The organism is Paenibacillus mellifer (assembly GCF_023195895.1).
Lineage (GTDB): Bacteria > Bacillota > Bacilli > Paenibacillales > Paenibacillaceae > Fontibacillus > Fontibacillus mellifer.
On the sequence record NZ_JALPRK010000013.1, the window covers coordinates 121,182 to 138,258 of the forward strand.

Genomic DNA, 17,077 nt, shown 5'->3' on the forward strand with positions numbered 1-17,077 from the left:
TATAGACAATATATACATTATTAACACTAAAATCAATGGATTCACGTAAAAAAACAGCCGTCTCTGACAGACAGCTGTTCTCGCTTTCGATCTCTGTGATTTGATTACTCCCTCATTCCGCTTCGACCGGTTGCTGAAACCATTTCAGCAGGATCTCCTGAAATTGTTGACGCGGTGTTGGGGTCACGATCATCCAATCCTCATCATCCTTGGCGCTGAATCGAATTAACCAGTTCATATGGGTGTTGTTCATAAACTGCATCTGCTGGATTTCCCAGCCGTCTCCGCGGTTCGCATAAAACCGGATCTCCCCCTGTGCCAGAGGGGTCTTCATACACTTCGCCAAGGCTATACTGCCCTCCACATCGCCCGTCATCTCAGCCAGAAGGGCGGCCAGGCGATGGAGATCCATCTCTCGGGTCTGACTCATCACCATATCGAACTGTTTCTTGGACATCATCAATGCGGGGAGCTCGCCCGGCGTTCGCGAGTTCCATCTCATCCGTCCAGCCAACGCTCCGCTTAGCGGCTTCCCCCCGTTTGTCCGTTCGATTGTGAATCCGTCAGCCTCCCCCGCCCATCGTACCAAACGGATCACCCGATCGCCGGCGATATGTAGATACTCCTCAAAGCTCCGTCTCCCGCAAGTATAGGTCAACTGGCAAGCTTTGCTTGCAGCGGAGGCGACGATCAAATCGTCCAGGACATGCTGCGGCAGACTTAGCCGATCTTCATGCGTTGATTCCACGATATATCCCTTGCTCTTCAACGCCTCCCTTGCGTCTTCGGCTTCCGGGTCCGGCGTCTCCCGCAAAAACACATGAAACGGATGGTTCGGATCCAGCCATCGGTTTATACCCAGCCGCTCCGCTACATACAAACATTCGCGAGCTTGAAGCACCACTTTTTTCTTGCGGGGAGAATCCGTAATCAACATCCGTCCACCTCCTTCAAATTGGGTCTTGCTTCCGCAGTTCGACCTAACTGCCGGTACTAGTTAGCGCCATTTTATATCCCGCTTCCGATGCAGTAATCATACCACTATTCGTTTTCCCGATGCTCGGAAATTTTTGCCAATCTATTACATTGTACCCATGAAAATAGGAGGTGAAGCACATTTTTTCATAGATGATGAAACTTTTTAATCCGGACATCCGTATTAGTGTTAGCGAGCGTGCAAACCTCGACTTCCGTCCTGATTTGCCCGTTGTCATCAAACATTTATCGAAACATAATGTTTTCTTAATCTTTTTTTAAGATTTCTATTCTACAATATGTACTATGAAACCACTGTATAGAGGTGATTCTTATGAAAATCTTGATTAACTTCCAAAACAACCTGGTACCAGTTTATTTCAATGTCGATAGCAAGCAGCCTGTGCAGCGTACTTTGAAACTACTGACGAGCGCGCTCGAGTACAAATATTATAATGGCAAGCAAGCGTTGCAGAAGTGCCTGAGTTCCCTCATCAGCATTGAAATCGAGGGCTCCGAAGCCATCCTGCATAGCAAGAGCGAGTTTGACTCCCTTGCGCTGTCTCTCTATTAATCTAGCGGCAGATTCATAACAAAGGCTCCGTGCATCAGCTTATCGCTGACTACACGGAGCCTTATTTCATGTCGTCGATCATCTTGTGTCGGTAAGTTCCTGCTCCTCTGAACGGCCGCTTCCAAATCTGGATTTGAATCGGAGCGTCGCCGCGGTTATGGACAGCAGCACCCCATTCAAGACGAACACGACCGGGATCGAGATCCATCCGCCCAGCGCCCCGCCGGCGATCGGTCCAACCATATTCCCGAGCTGGCTGGCCGACTGGTTCAAGCTGAAGGCCCGTCCGCGGAATTCTGGTTTCGTTGCCTGTACGATCAAGGCGTTGAGCGCCGGGAACACGGCGGCGAAGAACAAGCCATAGACGAAGCGCAGGGTACCGAAGCCGATCAGGGAATGGAAGAAATGTTGCAGAATATTGCCTACCCCGCCGCCGATCAAACCGATCATCAACGTATTGCGGTAGCCAATCCGTTCTCCGATCTTGCCCCAGAGCGGAGCGGCAATCACGGTAGAGATACCGACAGCCGAGAAGATAATACCCGAGCTGAACGACGCATTGGATGCGGAAGCGCCGAGATCAAGCACATACAACGAAAGCAGCGGTTCAAGCACCATCACCGAGGCGGTCACGATGAGCACGACAAACAGCTTCCCCATCAGCGGACGATTGGCTGACGCCTCTTTGAGATCGTCCAACACATGCGAACGCTCTCGATTGCGGTCGAAGTTCTGCTCCTTCACGAAGATCAAGGCGATCAACGCTGAGATTAACACGACGCAGCCCGACGCCAGAAACGACTCCCGATAACCGATAAACTTGCTGAGCGAACCTCCCACCAGCGGCCCGATAATGCCTCCTGCCGCTCCGGCCGTAGACATGATTCCAAGGGAATAGCCAACATGTTTCTCCGGCGTATTCGTCGCGACTAATGCGATGGCCGAAGGCACATATCCCGCCAAGAGACCGGACAAAATGCGAACGGCGATCAACTGATAAGGATCCTTTACGAAGAAGTAAAGGAGATACACCGCACTTAAGGCGAACCCGGAGCGGAGCAGCATCGGCTTCCGGCCGTACTTGTCCGACAGGGACCCCCAATACGGAGAGATCAAAGCGCCGGCCAAAAAAGTAATGCCAAATGCAATCCCCGACCAAAGCGTCAAATGCTCGGTTACCCCAAGATCGTGTGCGATAAACAAGGACATGAATGGGATAACCATGGAATACGCGGTGCTGCAAAAAAATACGCCAAGCCACAGCACGTACAGATTTCTTTTCCAGGGGAAATTCACTTGATCCACCCCCAGCGTTGTCAATTCTTGCCCTGGAACTAACCCGTTATCTCTATATTAGCACGATTTCTTGTCAAGCGTTTTGGATGATTTCGGATTTCTGGACTTCCGCGGTATAATGGACAGGAAGACGCAGGTTTTATTCATGCTTGGATGATCGCTTTGGTAAACGCTTACTTGCGTGTGCTGAGGCGGCATAAAGAAAAGGAGCTTGAGCGTTAATGGCACTGTTTCAATGTCGTTTTTTCTCGGAAGTGTTAGGACTTAGCACCTCGATGACTGTCATTTTGCCAGAACCCGCGCAATCGCAAATCGGAATGTCCGCTCCTGGGGTCGCTGGACCGTATCCGACTCTCTATCTGCTGCACGGGATGTCAGACGACGATTCCATCTGGCTGCGCCGTACCTCCATCGAGCGGTACGTCTCGGGTTTGGGTCTGGCTGTCGTCATGCCCCAGGTTGATCTGAGCTTCTATTCGGATATGGCCTTCGGCAACCGCTACTGGACGTTCGTCAGCGAGGAGCTGCCGCGGCTGTGTCGGTCTTTCTTCCCGTTGTCCGAGCGGCGTGAGGACACGTTTGTCGCCGGTCTCTCAATGGGCGGTTACGGCGCTTTCAAGCTGGCGTTGCGTAAGCCAGAGACGTTCTCTGCCGCTGCCAGCTTATCGGGCGCGCTCGACATCGCGAACAGCCGGCATGGATTATCACCGCTGTTCCAGCGTATTTTCGGGGAAGCCGGGCCGCAGGGCACGGAGAACGACCTGCTTACACTGATAGACCCACTCGCTAAAGACTTGCAGGATGGCAAGCCGGTTCTCCATTTGTATCAATGCTGCGGTACGGAGGATTTCCTATATGAGGACAACCAGACGTTCCGCGAGGCATGCACCCGCGCAGGTTTGCCGCTGACCTACGAGGAAGGCCCGGGCTCCCACGAATGGGGATATTGGGATGCGAAAATCCAAGATGTGCTGAAATGGCTGCCGCTCCAACCGAAGGAACACCAATAAAGGGACAGCCCCACCAAAAAGCCGGTCAAGGATCACTCCTGACCGGCTTTTTAACTTCGTTATTCCCAGTCGCTGGCATATCGCCGACGCTGCTCCCCTTTGCCACGCGGCTCTTGTCGACCGTTTTTGCTTGACGATGCGGCACGCACGGAGCGCTGGCGAGTTTGCTCCTTCGCCGCCTGAAATTTCAGCTCCCTCTGCGTTTTCAGATAGTTCTCAAACCGTTTGCGCTCAAGTTGACCGCTTTGCAACGCCTCCCTGACCGCACAACCGGCTTCGTGCTGGTGTCGGCAATCCGCGAAGCGGCATTCCTTGGCCAACTCCTCGATGTCGCCAAACGCTTCGGACCATCCTCCTTCGTCGTCCCATAGCTGCAGCTCGCGCATTCCCGGTGTATCGATCATGACCGCGCCTTGCGGCAACACAAACAGCTCGCGGTGCGTCGTTGTATGCCGCCCACGGCTATCATCCTCACGGATGGCCTGGGTTTTCTGCACATCCTCCCCTGCCATCCAATTGAGTATCGTCGATTTCCCGGCCCCGGACGAACCGGTGAGCGCAACGGTGACTCCCGGTTTCAGCAAGGCGTCGACTTGCTCGCGGCCTAGGTCCTCCAAGGCGCTGACCGCAATGACGGGCACGCCGGGGGCGATCGACTCCGTTTCAGCCACATAACGCTCCGGCTCCTCGCATAAATCGGCTTTGCTTAGTACAATGACCGGGGAAGCTCCACTGTTCCAGGCCATGATCAGATAACGTTCTAACCGGCGAAGATTAAAATCCATGTTCAGCGCGGCGACGAGAAACAGCAGATCAACATTGGCTGCAACGACTTGTTCGACTGGCACCGATCCGGCTGCCCGCCGCGAGATTCGGCTGCTGCGCGGAAGCAAGCCATGAATGACGGCATCACAGTCCGATTCGCTAAGGAAGCGTAACGCGACCCAATCCCCTACCGCCGGGAACTCACTTCGTTCGCTCAACTCGTATTGCAGGCGACCGCTCATTTCAGCCCAGCCCTCTCCCCGCTCCGTAACCACCCGATACTTATGGCCGTGATCGGCGACGATCCGCCCTGGCCAGACTTGCTCTATCCCCATTCCGCGAAAAGCATTCTCCCGCTCCGCGTTCCATCCTAGTTCTTGTAAATTCAATTCCTTTTCCTCCTTGGGCCGTTTTGCCCTTAAATGAATGACCTTCCGACATTCCATCTTCTCGTCTCCTTGGCGGTCCCATAGCCCGCGGCTGCGGCGCTTCGCACGCAGCCGCGCAAAAAAGCCGCGGGGACGTATCGTCCCGCGGCTTCAGCTCAAGGTCCGCCGTCACCCCAAGGGGACGGCGGACGCAAAAAAGCCGCGGGACGACCTAACGGTCCCGCGGCTTCGCTCTGCTTGGCAATTCGAATAGACTTCCGCTATTCGATCAAACGCAGCGCCTTATTTTCCCGCCAAGGAGACCGTATTTACGCGCACTTCGAGTACCTTCACCATAAATAACAGCCTCCTTCATAAGAATTTGTACACATCATAATAGATGACGACGGGCTTTGTCAATCCTTTCATGTCCCGCACGTCTCCTGTTCGTTATTGTTCCAGCAGGACCGAGATTTCATTCAGCTCCGAAATCGTTCGCCAAGGTTTGCCGCCTTCGAGCGACTCGTCCCAATCATGCTTGCGACGCAGCCAAATCCCACGGACCCCCACCTGCGCCGCCCCCCAGATATCGTTACAGGGATGATCGCCAACAATCACCGTCTCGCCCGGCAAGGAGCCCAGCCGATCCAGGGCCAGCTCATAAATCCGCCGATCCGGCTTGCGGATCTCCACGTCCCCGGACACCACGATCACATCAAAGAACCGGCGAAGGTTGAGCCGATCGATTTTTGCATGCTGCAAATGACTGTGCCCGTTCGTGATGATTCCCAGTCGAAGTCCTTTCTCACGGCAGGCCTGCAGGGTATCCTCCGTATGGTCCATCGCTTTGGCATGGGTCATATAGTGGCGGTCATAATACGCCTTCAGCTCCTGAAGCGAAGTCGCCTCACGCCAAGGAAGCCAATCGATCAGCTCCTGAAAAAAGCCCTCCTTCGGCCGGTATCCATCCTTATCCCGTTCGATCATCTCTGCAACCAGCTCTTCCCGTCGCGCCTCGTCCATTGGCACCAGGCATTCTCTCACCAATTGCTGTGCGAAGCTGCGAAAGGTGTAATCGCGGTCCATCAACGTATTATCCAGGTCAAACAAAACGGCTTTCAGCTGCAATCCACTTTCCCCACTTTCCCCAGTTGTCTCTCTCTATTGTAAAACAACCTGTCAAACGAAAAGCGCACTCCCGGATTACCGAGAATGCGCCTCAATGGTTAGATCACCTGTTTGGGTCGATGGGTCAACATCATTTCCTGATCCGTCACGTACAGCGGAAAAGGCGGCAGCTCTTTCAAGTAATGCTCCCGCAACAACAGGCGGCAATCGACCTCCAACTGGCGCGACTCGTCCAGCACCGGCAGCTTGCCTTGATCCTCCACATAGTTGTCCACGGCGGCTTGCACCAGATCCAGATAATACGGGATCGCGCGTTCTTCTTCTGCAAATATTTCATAGGTTTCCCTCGACAAGAAAAAACGTTGATCTGTTATTCCGCCTAAATATCGCGACAGGCGTTTCATATCCAGACTTCCGTCCGGCAGCAGCAGCGATAACCGATTTATGCCGTCGGGCATGTCGGCTTCATAACGTAGCACAGCGCGTCGAACTTCGTCCAACGTAACCTGAATCGCTTCAGGGACCAAGACACGGACAGGTTTGCGTTTCTTAAACCAGGACAGCATGTTCGGCACCTCCTAGGATTCCTTTAAATTTTAGGTAATCGCTTACACTACTAGTGTACTCTAAAAAATCCGGTTTGAACCTTCGAAAAACAAGATGTCATAGGATTGCCACATCATTCCCCCCTGGCCAACGCCGGCGAATGGTTGGCAATTCCGGAGCATTTGCGGTAGGATTAAATTGTTTTGAAAAATCGTTTGAAATCTATGTAAATGAGGAGGTTCCCATGCTGGATATCATCATTATCGGCGCAGGGCCGTGTGGTTTATCGGCAGCCATCGAATGCCAGCGTCGCGGACTGCAGGTGCTCGTTCTGGAGAAACATTGCCTTGTCCATTCCATCTATTCTTACCCGACATATATGCAGTTTTTTAGTACGGCTGAACCGCTGGAAATCGGGGATGTGCCTTTCGCGTCGGCAAATGATAAACCATTCCGCCACGAGGCGCTGGCCTACTACCGCAAAGTAAGCGATCATTATGACGTACCCGTGTTGGCTTATGAAGAAGCGAATGAAGTCGTGCGTCAGCCGGACGGCTCGTTTCTAGTCCGCTCCGAGAAACGCGGCGGCGAACAGGCGGAATATCAGGCCAGACACGTCATCATCTCGACGGGTTATTTCGATCACCCCAATATTTTAGGCATTCCGGGAGAAAATACCGACAAGGTCACGCATTATTTCCAGGAGGCGCATCCGTATACCGGTACGAAGGTTACGATCATCGGCGGCAGCAACTCCGCAGTGGATGCCGCGTTGGAACTGGTCCGCGTGAACGCCGACGTCACCGTCGTGTATCGCGGAGATGACTTGTCCGGGAACATCAAGCCGTGGGTACGACCTTTATTCGAAAGTGCGGTGACCAAAGGGAAAATCGCATTGCGTTTAAATTCGCGGGTCGTGGAAATCTTGCCCGACCGGGTTGTGGTCGAAGCGGCTGGCGGCGAAACTTCAGAGCTGGCGAACGATTTTGTCCTGGCGCTGACCGGATTCCGTCCTGACCGCAAGCTGTTGTTCTCCGCCGGAGTCGACATGGCCGGAGACATGGAGAAGCCGGTGTTCGATCCGGAGACCATGGAGACGAACGTGCCCGGTTTATACGTGGCAGGGGTTATCGCTTCCGGGCGTAACACCAACGAAGTATTCATTGAAACCGGACGCGGCCACGGCAAGCTCATCGCCGAGCATATTATCGGAACGAGGGCGGCTAGCAACGAATAAGAATCTAACGGATTTCACCGCAGGAGGTGGATCATGAATCAAATCGATATGACGGCCCTGCTTCTACTGCTGCTGGCTGCGCTCGGTATCTTTAGCAACAACATGCCGATTACTGTAGCAATGATTGTCCTGCTGCTGCTTCGCGTGCTGCATATGCACTATACCTTCCCTTGGTTGGAGAAATACGGCCTGACGCTTGGCATCGTCATTCTCACCATTGGCGTGATGACGCCCGTCGCCAGCGGCAAAATCTCCATCCAGACGTTATGGGCTTCCTTCTTCCACTGGAAGTCCCTGCTCGCCATCGGCGTCGGCATGCTCGTTGCCTGGCTCGGCGGCCGCGGCGCGACCCTGATGGGCAACCAGCCGACGGTTGTCGCCGGGTTGCTCATCGGCACGGTGTTGGGCGTCGCTTTCTTCCGTGGCGTCCCCGTTGGCCCGCTGATCGCCGCCGGCATTTTGTCGCTGGTGATCGGGAAGCTGTAGCGGAGCAAAAAAAGGTTGTTCTACCGGCGAACGTTTGCCGGTGAGAACAACCCTTTTTTAATTGGGTTGGTTAGGACACCCACGGTCTGGCCTGTCCCGCTGCACCCCGTTATATAGAGTTACTATTTCACCTTATTCCCTCACCATTGCCCGTTTTGAGCCAAATAGAGTGAAATGATCACCTTAGTTGACTCCAAACGCCCATATTTCGCCCAATCTCCGAGTAATAGAGTTATATATTCACCCTAAAGGTCTCATAGAAGCGTCCAATGTGTGGAATAGGGTGATTAGATCACGTTATATTTCTACGGTCGACAGCAGAATACGGATACGGCTGATGAATAGCGGAACTTTTTACCGTTATTTCGCCCATTCCAGCTTAGAAGGCTGAAAAAACGCCCTTTTGATGCCTTATTTTGTGGTGTCTCTCCTCACCCCAGCTCCCCGCTCTCCGCCGGGCTCAGGTGCTGGATGTTGTACAGCTGCGCGTAAACGCCGTCCGGGCTCGCCATCAGCTCATCGTGCGTGCCACGCTCGGCGATTTCCCCGTTCTTCAGGACGATGATCTGATCGGCGTGGGTGATCGTCGACAGTCGGTGCGCCACGATCAGCGTTGTGCGGGAGCGCGACAGCTGCTGCAGCGACTGCTGGATCAGGTGCTCCGACTCCAGGTCGAGGGCAGACGTCGCCTCGTCGAGGACGAGGATCGGCGGGTCCTTCAAGAAGACGCGGGCGATGGCGATCCGCTGCTTCTGCCCACCGGAGAGCTTGACGCCGCGCTCTCCGACTTCGGTGTCGTAGCCCTGCGGCAGCTGCATGATGAACTCATGCGCATTCGCCGCGCGGGCCGCCTCGATCACCGCCGCCTCGTCCGCGTCCGGCTGGCCGAACAGAATGTTGTCGCGCACACTGCCGCTAAACAGGAAATTATCCTGCAGCACCATGCCGATCCGGCTGCGCAGGCTTTCCATCGTCCACTCGCGGACGTCCCGGCCGCTCACCGTCAGCGTCCCCCGCTGCACGTCGTAGAACCGCGGAATCAACCCGACGAGCGATGATTTTCCGCCCCCGCTCATACCGACGAACGCAACCGTTTGGCCGGGGTTCACTTCGAGCGAGATGTTTTTGAGCACCCAATCGCCGTCTTCCCGGTACTTAAACCACACATCCCGAAAGTTCACGCCATGACTGCCCTGCGGCAACATCGCCGCATCCGGGGCATCGGTCATGTCGTACGGCTCCTCCAGCAGCTCCAGCACCCGCTCCCATGAAGCCGAAGCCTGCGTCAAGGTCGTCGACGAATTAATCAGTCGTCTTAACGGGGCATATAAACGGTCAAGATAACCAAAAAAGGCTACAAACGTCCCGAGCGTCAAATCCCCTTGAATAACCTGATAACCGCCATATCCGATCACGAGCAGCGGTGCGATATCCGTAAGCGTGTTGATGATCGCAAATGTCCAGGCGTTCCAGCGGCTATGGGCCAGTGCTTTGTGCAGGAACCGGCTGTTGGTGCCTTCAAATTTCTTGCGATCATGTCGCTCCAACGTAAAGCTGCGGATAACCGAGATCCCCTGGATGCGTTCATGCAAATAAGCTTGAATTCCGGCGAGCGCCGCGGAGCGGTCTTTGGTCAGCTTCTTCAAGCGTTTGTACAACACTTTCACCGCGATCGCATACAGTGGGAAAATCGCAATCGCCACAAGCGTCAGCCACGGATTTAAATAAAACATAAAGCCAAGTACAAACACCAGCGTAAACATGTCGAGCCAAACGTTCATCATGCCAACCTCAACGATGTTCTTCGTCTGCTCGGCGTCGTTGATGAAGCGGGAGATGATCTCCCCTACCTTCGTATTCTGATAATACCGAAGCGATAATCGCTGCAAGTGGGCATACAGCTTGTTGCGTAAATCAAACAAGATCCGCGCCGTGATCAGTTGAGCAAAATACTGCCGCGCATATTCCACCGGGCCGCGCACGATCACGAACAAGAACAACGTTGCTCCTAGAATGATCATCAATTGCGAGACCTTCTGTTCGAGCTCAATCCCGCCGTTTAACAAGATATCGTCTACAACGTATTTCTGCACCAGCGGCAGCAAGGATGGAATCCCGAATTTTAACATCCCGATGAACAAAGTGAGTAAGATCCATTTCGTATAAGGCCTGACAAACGTAAAATAGGCTTTCCAATGTTTCAATTTATGAGCACATCCTCTTTATGTTTCTATCTGGGCCGCACGGATGAAGCCAGCTTCCGGACCAGACTCTCAGCGTATTCGTCCAATCGACGGGCAAGCAGCTCCGGCGTTAACGCGTCAAGCCCCAAATCCGGCCACCCTTGGTACACTTCCGGCGGTCCCGGCAGCATTTCGATCAGGCATAGCATATCCCAATAAGGATCGTTTACGTCGCATCCGCCGCGCCGGTCAGCCGCAATATAGCTGCCTAAGAAGGCATCCGCCGCCTCCACGCCATACATTTGGACGAGATTTAACCGGCAATGACCGGTGTCAATCCCGACCGGGCCCATACAGGCATTGACCCAATCCACTACACCGCTGACCTTACCTTCTTGCCATAACACATTTGTAGGATGGTAATCGCGATGAATGAATTGCGGCTGGTACGTTGGGGCAGAGGCTTGAACACGGTCAATGATCCACCTCCACGCCTCGGGAACCCGGGTCCACGCTGGCACGGTCAAACAGGGCACCTCGTTATAGGTAAAATAGCTCCATTCAATCGGAGCCACTTCAACCGCATGTATCGAAGCCAATGTCCCGGCGAGCCCGTCCAGCCACTCCGGCAGATCAGCCGGGTCCAGCACCACCCGGCCGGGCAGCCGGGTCATCAGCACGGACGGCAGGCCGCAGGCACTGCCGTTCGGATCGCAGGCGAGCCACTGCGGCGATGGCAGTCCCGCCGCGCAAGCCGCCTGCAGCGCCGCTGTCTCGTGCAGAGCGAGCTCCGGCTCTTCTCGCAGCCACTCCGCATTGGTAAATTGTCTTAACACCGCTTCGTGGCAGGTATCACCGTGTTTTATTTTCAACCCATAAACGGCTGATGAAATACCACCCTTCAAGGACTTTACCGAGACCATTTGGGCACCCTGTCCCACCTGTTTCTCCACCCAGTAGAGCATCTCGCGCGATAGTCCAGAGATTTCATCCCCCTGGTTCTCATTCATCACCCTCTGCCTCCTCTCCTTAGATAAAAGCCGATTTTCGCGCTGCAAAGCTGAATTTATCCAATGGTTGTGGTATACTCCTTAATAAATTGAGTTGTCGCAAGCTTTTCATGGACAGCTACGAGTTACAGGCCGTTTTAGGAGGATGACCATGTCACGCCGATTTGTGATCGAAGCCGTGATGGTGGCGATATATGGTGAGTTACTGGTGCCGGGTGCGCCTGTGGAATATATTGTACCTTACACCACCGTCATGGAGCTTTATGAATTTCAGAACAGTCCGGAGCCGCTCATGAACGACCCCGTCGACGATATGCACGTGAAGCAGAAAATCAGCGAATTGATCGCTTATCTCGAGGAACCGCTTAACCGCAAGAAGCTGGAACGGGCGCTAACCGTCCCTTGGTCTAAGAGCCCTTCGATTCTGTTCGGCGAGCATGTGACCTGGACTGTAGTCAACGCGGTAGACAACGAGCAATACGGCGAGTTTCTCGATCCGATCGAAACAGAAATCGTGCTGACTGCCCAGCGGGAGAACGTGCCGATCTTAACCGATCAGCTCGAACTGATCCGGCGAATTATCGAAGCAGAGGTGCCGGTGCAGGTTTACGATATCGGCGATTTTGAATATGCGATGGAAGACAACATCATTTGATGCTTGCCGGGCCGTACCGTCCCGCCCCATCAAACAAAGGAAAAGGCCCGCAGGTTGACGGGCCTTTTTATACTTTCGTTAACTTCGAAGCCGCGAATCTACAACTCCTATTTAATTCAGAGCCGCCGCCTCGTATTCATATTCGATATCGCCCAGTTGCTGATCATAGGTCACGTTAAGATGGTATCCGTCCAAATACCACATATCCTGGTTCTCCATGTAAAATGTGATGCCTTCAACTTCCGCTTGGATCCCCGGCGATACCGGCTTATCGACGTCGATTCCCAGCGAGAATCCCGGGTGCAGCTTGCCCCCCGCACTATATCGTGCAAAGAAGCGTACCGCCTGCCCCGCCTGGAGTCCAAGCTCCTGCTTAAACCACTCGGCGGCTTTATTACTCACGTTAATCATCCGCTTCTCCCTCCTATTTCCTCGAAACTTGATCTAACGAAACATCGAGACTTTAATCGTCAGTTCTTTCCGTTACATCCACTTTTTAATTTTATTGTAGACGAAACCGGGCTAAAAGCCAAACCTTTGTTCGATGCATAAGGACAGGTTCAAGCCGCACTCAAAAAAATAACGTTTGACATCTTCTTTAATGCGGTGCTAAAATCGGGAACATACGAGATCGCTTTTCAAGTAATTACCAAATGAGAAAGGGTGAGCACGGTGTTGAAAGTTAAATTTATGCCAGCGTATCGCGATGCGCGTCACATCCAACAATTAAATACCGGAGCAACCCCTGCAGGCTTGGATGAATCTATGCGCTGACCGCCCCTTGTATCTTTTCAGGGTATAAGCGATATCATACACGCGAAGGTTGCTTGCTATAAGTAACGGACGCGACATATGTTATGGTTTTAAGGCATATCGTTTTCGGACGATATGCCTTTTTTGCGGTTTTTTGCTGGTTTAGGACACTTGTAGAGGTTTTCCGGAAGCTACGCAATCAGGAATCAAAGGAGGAAACCCCATCATGTTTTCGGTTTTAAAAAATTTAGGTTGGTTTTTCAAACGTGAAAAAAGGCGCTACATCATCGGCTTGTTCCTGCTCATCTTTGTGGGCATCGTGGAGCTGGCGCCGCCGCGGCTGCTGGGCAGCGCGATCGATGAAATCGTGGCCGGTACGGTCACTTGGGCTTCGTTAACTCAATATATCTTGCTCATTATCGGCGTATTGATCTTCATCTACCTCATTACGTACATATGGATGCACTCTCTGTTCGGGGGTTCGAACCTCGTCGAGCGGTTGTTGCGGACCCGGTTCATGAGCCACTTGCTGCGGATGACCCCGCCGTTCTTCGAGCGGAGCCGCACCGGCGACCTGATGGCCCGGGCGACCAACGACTTAAGATCGGTCGCTACTACCGTGGGCTTCGGGATGCTGACGCTAACCGACTCGACGGCGTACCTCACCGTAATCTTTCTGGCCATGAGCACGCTGATCAGCTGGAAGCTAACGTTGGCTGCGATCATCCCGCTCCCTTTTATCGCCTTGGCGATGAAAATTTACGGGAAGATCATCCATGAGCGTTACACCCTGGCACAGGATGCCTTCGGGGACATGAACGATCAGGTGCTGGAGTCCGTTGCCGGCATTCGCGTGATTCGCGCCTATGTACAAGAACGTCATGACGAGCAACGTTTTGCAGATATTACGGAAGACGTGTATAAGAAAAATTTAGCGGTCGCCAAAGTAGACGCATATTTCGAGCCGACGATCCGCTTATGCGTGGGACTCAGTTATGCGATTGGCCTGACCTACGGCATTTATCTCGTTTTTCATAATGAATTGACCCTAGGCGATCTCGTATCTTTCAACATGTACCTGGGGATGATGATTTGGCCGATGTTTGCGATCGGCGAGCTGATCAACATCATGCAACGCGGCGGGGCTTCGCTTGACCGTGTCAATGAAACGCTGAATGTGAAACCTGACGTTGAGGACATTCCGAATCCGGTTCACGTTGAAACACCGGAGACGATCGAGTTCAAGGACGTCACCTTCCGCTATCCGACATCGACCATTAATAATCTCGAGCATATCGACTTGACGATTAAACGCGGCGAAACGCTGGGGATCGTGGGACGTACCGGCAGCGGCAAATCTACGTTGCTCAAGCAACTGCTTCACGAATATCCGGCAGGCAGCGGTGAGCTGACCATTTCGGGCGTACCGATTCAGCAAATCGCGTTGAACCGGCTTCACGGCTGGATCGGATATGTGCCGCAGGAGCAAATCCTGTTCTCCAAGACGGTACGGCAAAACATCCAGTTCGGCTACCCCGACGCGTCCGATGAGAAGATTCTCGAAGCGATCCGCACGGCGGCCTTCGACCAGGATCTCGGCACGTTATCCGACGGTCTGGATACGCTTGTCGGCGAGAAAGGCGTCGCCCTTTCCGGCGGTCAGAAGCAACGCGTCTCCCTGGCTCGGGCGTTTATCGCCGATCCGGAGCTCTTAATCCTCGATGATGCTTTATCTGCTGTCGATGCCCGGACCGAAGCGCGGATCATCGAGAACATCCGCAGCCAGCGCTCCGGCAAAACCACGCTCATCTCCACGCACCGCCTCTCCGCCATCGAACATGCGGATTGGATCGTCGTGCTGGAGAAAGGCAACATTATCGAAGAAGGTACCCATGAAACGCTGCTCCAATTAGGCGGGTGGTACCGTGAACAATATGAACGTCAACAGGTGGAATCGAACCTGTCTGACGGGGAGGTGTCTTAAACGATGCACACCCATACGGGAAAAGCACTTTTCAAATACGCCTTAACGGCGAAAAGAACATTTATTCTCGCGCTCGTTATGCTGGCGATCGGCGTAGCCGCTGAGCTGGCCGGTCCGTTTATCGCCCGCTCGATGATCGACGATCACATGCTGGCGATCGAGCAGCCGTTCTACGAAACGACGGCGAAAGACGATTTGACCGTCGACTACGACGGGCGCACCTTTAAGCGGGGCGACCGCTTTGCGGAAGGCGAATCCAAAGGCGCCGAAGTCCGCGTGCTGCAGGTCGGCAGAAGCTTCGTATTCGTGGACGCAGCCGTCCCGGACGTCTCCGGTGACCGCAGTTTCGCAGACGGCGTCCTAACCCTGACCGGAAAAGACGGCGTTCGCAGTGAATATCCGGCACAGAAACTCAGTGCTACGGGGCTGTTCGCTTTTTACAAGCCAGAGGTTCCCGGCATTATGTCGCTAATCATTTGGTATCTTGTGTTTCTGGCTATTTCCATCGTGATGGAGTTCGGCAAAACCTATTGGCTGCAGTCCTCGGCCAACCATGTTATTCGCAAGTTGCGCATGGACGTCTATGCTCATATTCAGCGGCTGCCGGTACATTTCTTTGATAATCTGCCGGCGGGGAAGGTCGTCTCCCGCGTCACGAACGACACGGAGGCGGTTAAGGAGTTGTTTATCGCCGTTCTGGCGAACTTCTTCTCCGGGATTATCAACATGCTGGGCGTTTACGTCGCCTTGTTTATCCTGGACGTGCGGCTCGGACTGATCTGCTTGTTCGTTGTTCCGATCATTTACCTGTGGGTCGTGTTCTATCGCAAGTTCGCGACGAAATACAACACGATCATCCGCTCGCGGTTAAGCGAGATCAATGCCATCATTAACGAATCGATCCAGGGGATGTCGATCATCCGGATCTTCCGCCGTGAGTCGCAGACCAAGGAAGAATTCGAGAACTTGAACAATGATTACATGAAACACCAGAACAAGATGTTGAACCTGAATGCGTTCACCTCACACAACCTGGTGAATGTGATCCGGAATCTGGCATTTGCCACGGTTCTGTGGTATTTTGGCTCGGCACAGCTTGACGCAACAAGCGTGATCTCGCTAGGCGTGCTGTATGCCTTCGTTGATGTCCTTGGCCGGTTGTTCCAGCCGATCACCGGGATGGTCAACCAGCTCGCCGCGCTCGATTCCTCGATGGTATCCGCCGGCCGGGTGTTCGCCTTGATGGACGAACCGGGCGAAGATGTCGTCGATGGTTCGATGCCGCGTTACAAAGGGAATGTGGAGTTTAAGGACGTCTCGTTCGCATACAAGAAGGACTATGTGTTGAAGAATATTTCCTTCGAGGCGAAGCAAGGCCAGACGGTTGCGCTGGTCGGACACACAGGCTCCGGCAAAAGCTCGATCATTAACCTGCTCTTCCGCTTCTATGACCCGCAAAAAGGCACGATCACGATCGACGGTAAGCCGGTCACGGAGCTGCCAAAGCAATGGATACGCCAGCATATGGGGATCGTGCTTCAGGATCCGTACCTGTTCACCGGGACGATCCTCTCGAACGTGACGCTCGGGGATGAGCGGATCTCTCGCAAAACGGGGGAGAAAGCGTTAATCGACGTTGGCGCCGATCGGATATTGGCCCACTTGCCAAAAGGCATGGACGAACCGGTTGTGGAAAAGGGCAGCACGTTGTCCGCCGGCGAACGTCAGCTGATTTCCTTCGCTCGGGCGCTTGCGTTCGACCCGGCAATCCTCATCCTCGATGAGGCGACCGCCAACATCGATACGGAAACCGAAGCGCTGATTCAATCCGCGCTGGAGGTGCTGAAACGCGGTCGGACGACGTTTATCATCGCCCACCGGCTCTCCACGATTCGCAGCGCGGATCAGATTCTCGTCTTGCACCGCGGCGAAATCGTCGAGCGTGGTACGCACGAAGAACTGCTCGCCCTGGGTGGACGGTATTATCAGATGTACCGGCTGCAGCTGGGGGCTGCCGAGGCTCCGGCTACTCCAGGCGCCGGACCCGCCATCTCGCCGGTGGCGAATCCAAGCTAATGAATGGGAAGACAAAAACAACCGTTCCTGA

15 protein-coding genes are annotated in these 17,077 nt (G+C 53.8%); 7 read left to right on the top strand and 8 right to left on the bottom strand.

What is annotated here, in order from left to right:
• Positions 1 to 112 precede the first annotated feature (112 nt).
• Positions 113 to 937: a hypothetical protein gene (locus M0651_RS14975; RefSeq protein ID WP_248552545.1), complete on the bottom strand. Its 825-nt coding sequence runs from the start codon at positions 935 to 937 to the stop codon at positions 113 to 115.
• 372 nt (positions 938 to 1,309) lie between these two features.
• Between M0651_RS14975 and M0651_RS14980 the strand changes: the two genes are divergently transcribed.
• Positions 1,310 to 1,549, top strand: a complete 240-nt coding sequence (locus tag M0651_RS14980) for a hypothetical protein (RefSeq protein ID WP_248552546.1) — start codon at positions 1,310 to 1,312, stop codon at positions 1,547 to 1,549.
• Between the two features lie 78 nt (positions 1,550 to 1,627).
• On the opposite strand, the gene M0651_RS14985 is transcribed toward M0651_RS14980, so the two are convergent.
• A complete protein-coding gene (locus M0651_RS14985) occupies positions 1,628 to 2,845 on the bottom strand; it encodes an MFS transporter (protein ID WP_248552547.1) in 1,218 nt (405 codons plus the stop codon).
• A gap of 221 nt (positions 2,846 to 3,066) precedes the next feature.
• On the opposite strand from M0651_RS14985, the gene M0651_RS14990 reads away from it, so the two are divergent.
• Entirely contained in the window at positions 3,067 to 3,855 is a 789-nt protein-coding gene (locus M0651_RS14990) for an alpha/beta hydrolase (RefSeq protein ID WP_248552548.1), read from the top strand.
• 59 nt (positions 3,856 to 3,914) lie between these two features.
• Here the strand turns inward: M0651_RS14990 and rsgA are convergent, their stop codons facing one another.
• The 3 genes from rsgA to M0651_RS15005 form a co-directional block, all read right to left on the bottom strand.
• Positions 3,915 to 5,009 (bottom strand): ribosome small subunit-dependent GTPase A, encoded by a 1,095-nt coding sequence (rsgA, locus tag M0651_RS14995; protein WP_248552549.1) that lies wholly within the window; start codon positions 5,007 to 5,009, stop codon positions 3,915 to 3,917.
• A gap of 429 nt (positions 5,010 to 5,438) precedes the next feature.
• The gene (locus M0651_RS15000; protein WP_248552550.1) at positions 5,439 to 6,116 is read right to left on the bottom strand and encodes an HAD family hydrolase; all 678 of its coding nucleotides are present in this window, start codon (positions 6,114 to 6,116) and stop codon (positions 5,439 to 5,441) included.
• Positions 6,117 to 6,214: 98 nt separating this feature from the next.
• Positions 6,215 to 6,682 (bottom strand): DUF3939 domain-containing protein, encoded by a 468-nt coding sequence (locus M0651_RS15005; RefSeq protein ID WP_248552551.1) that lies wholly within the window; start codon positions 6,680 to 6,682, stop codon positions 6,215 to 6,217.
• A gap of 224 nt (positions 6,683 to 6,906) precedes the next feature.
• On the opposite strand from M0651_RS15005, the gene M0651_RS15010 reads away from it, so the two are divergent.
• On the top strand, positions 6,907 to 7,899 hold the full coding sequence (locus M0651_RS15010; RefSeq protein ID WP_248552552.1) for a YpdA family putative bacillithiol disulfide reductase: 993 nt from the start codon (positions 6,907 to 6,909) through the stop codon (positions 7,897 to 7,899).
• 33 nt (positions 7,900 to 7,932) lie between these two features.
• A complete protein-coding gene (locus M0651_RS15015; protein WP_248552553.1) occupies positions 7,933 to 8,385 on the top strand; it encodes a DUF441 domain-containing protein in 453 nt (150 codons plus the stop codon).
• A gap of 431 nt (positions 8,386 to 8,816) precedes the next feature.
• On the opposite strand, the gene M0651_RS15020 is transcribed toward M0651_RS15015, so the two are convergent.
• The gene (locus tag M0651_RS15020) at positions 8,817 to 10,589 is read right to left on the bottom strand and encodes an ABC transporter ATP-binding protein (protein ID WP_282577926.1); all 1,773 of its coding nucleotides are present in this window, start codon (positions 10,587 to 10,589) and stop codon (positions 8,817 to 8,819) included.
• A 26-nt stretch (positions 10,590 to 10,615) separates the two neighbouring features.
• Positions 10,616 to 11,578 (bottom strand): aminoglycoside phosphotransferase family protein, encoded by a 963-nt coding sequence (locus tag M0651_RS15025; RefSeq protein WP_248552554.1) that lies wholly within the window; start codon positions 11,576 to 11,578, stop codon positions 10,616 to 10,618.
• A 151-nt stretch (positions 11,579 to 11,729) separates the two neighbouring features.
• Between M0651_RS15025 and M0651_RS15030 the strand changes: the two genes are divergently transcribed.
• Positions 11,730 to 12,233: an ADP-heptose synthase gene (locus M0651_RS15030; RefSeq protein ID WP_248552555.1), complete on the top strand. Its 504-nt coding sequence runs from the start codon at positions 11,730 to 11,732 to the stop codon at positions 12,231 to 12,233.
• Between the two features lie 111 nt (positions 12,234 to 12,344).
• Here the strand turns inward: M0651_RS15030 and M0651_RS15035 are convergent, their stop codons facing one another.
• Complete coding sequence (locus M0651_RS15035; RefSeq protein ID WP_248552556.1) at positions 12,345 to 12,644, bottom strand: HesB/YadR/YfhF family protein; 300 nt, start codon at positions 12,642 to 12,644, stop codon at positions 12,345 to 12,347.
• Between the two features lie 568 nt (positions 12,645 to 13,212).
• On the opposite strand from M0651_RS15035, the gene M0651_RS15040 reads away from it, so the two are divergent.
• Together M0651_RS15040 and M0651_RS15045 are read left to right on the top strand one after the other, a co-directional pair.
• Positions 13,213 to 14,970 (top strand): ABC transporter ATP-binding protein, encoded by a 1,758-nt coding sequence (locus M0651_RS15040; RefSeq protein WP_248552557.1) that lies wholly within the window; start codon positions 13,213 to 13,215, stop codon positions 14,968 to 14,970.
• A gap of 3 nt (positions 14,971 to 14,973) precedes the next feature.
• The gene (locus tag M0651_RS15045; protein WP_248552558.1) at positions 14,974 to 17,046 is read left to right on the top strand and encodes an ABC transporter ATP-binding protein; all 2,073 of its coding nucleotides are present in this window, start codon (positions 14,974 to 14,976) and stop codon (positions 17,044 to 17,046) included.
• Positions 17,047 to 17,077 lie beyond the last annotated feature (31 nt).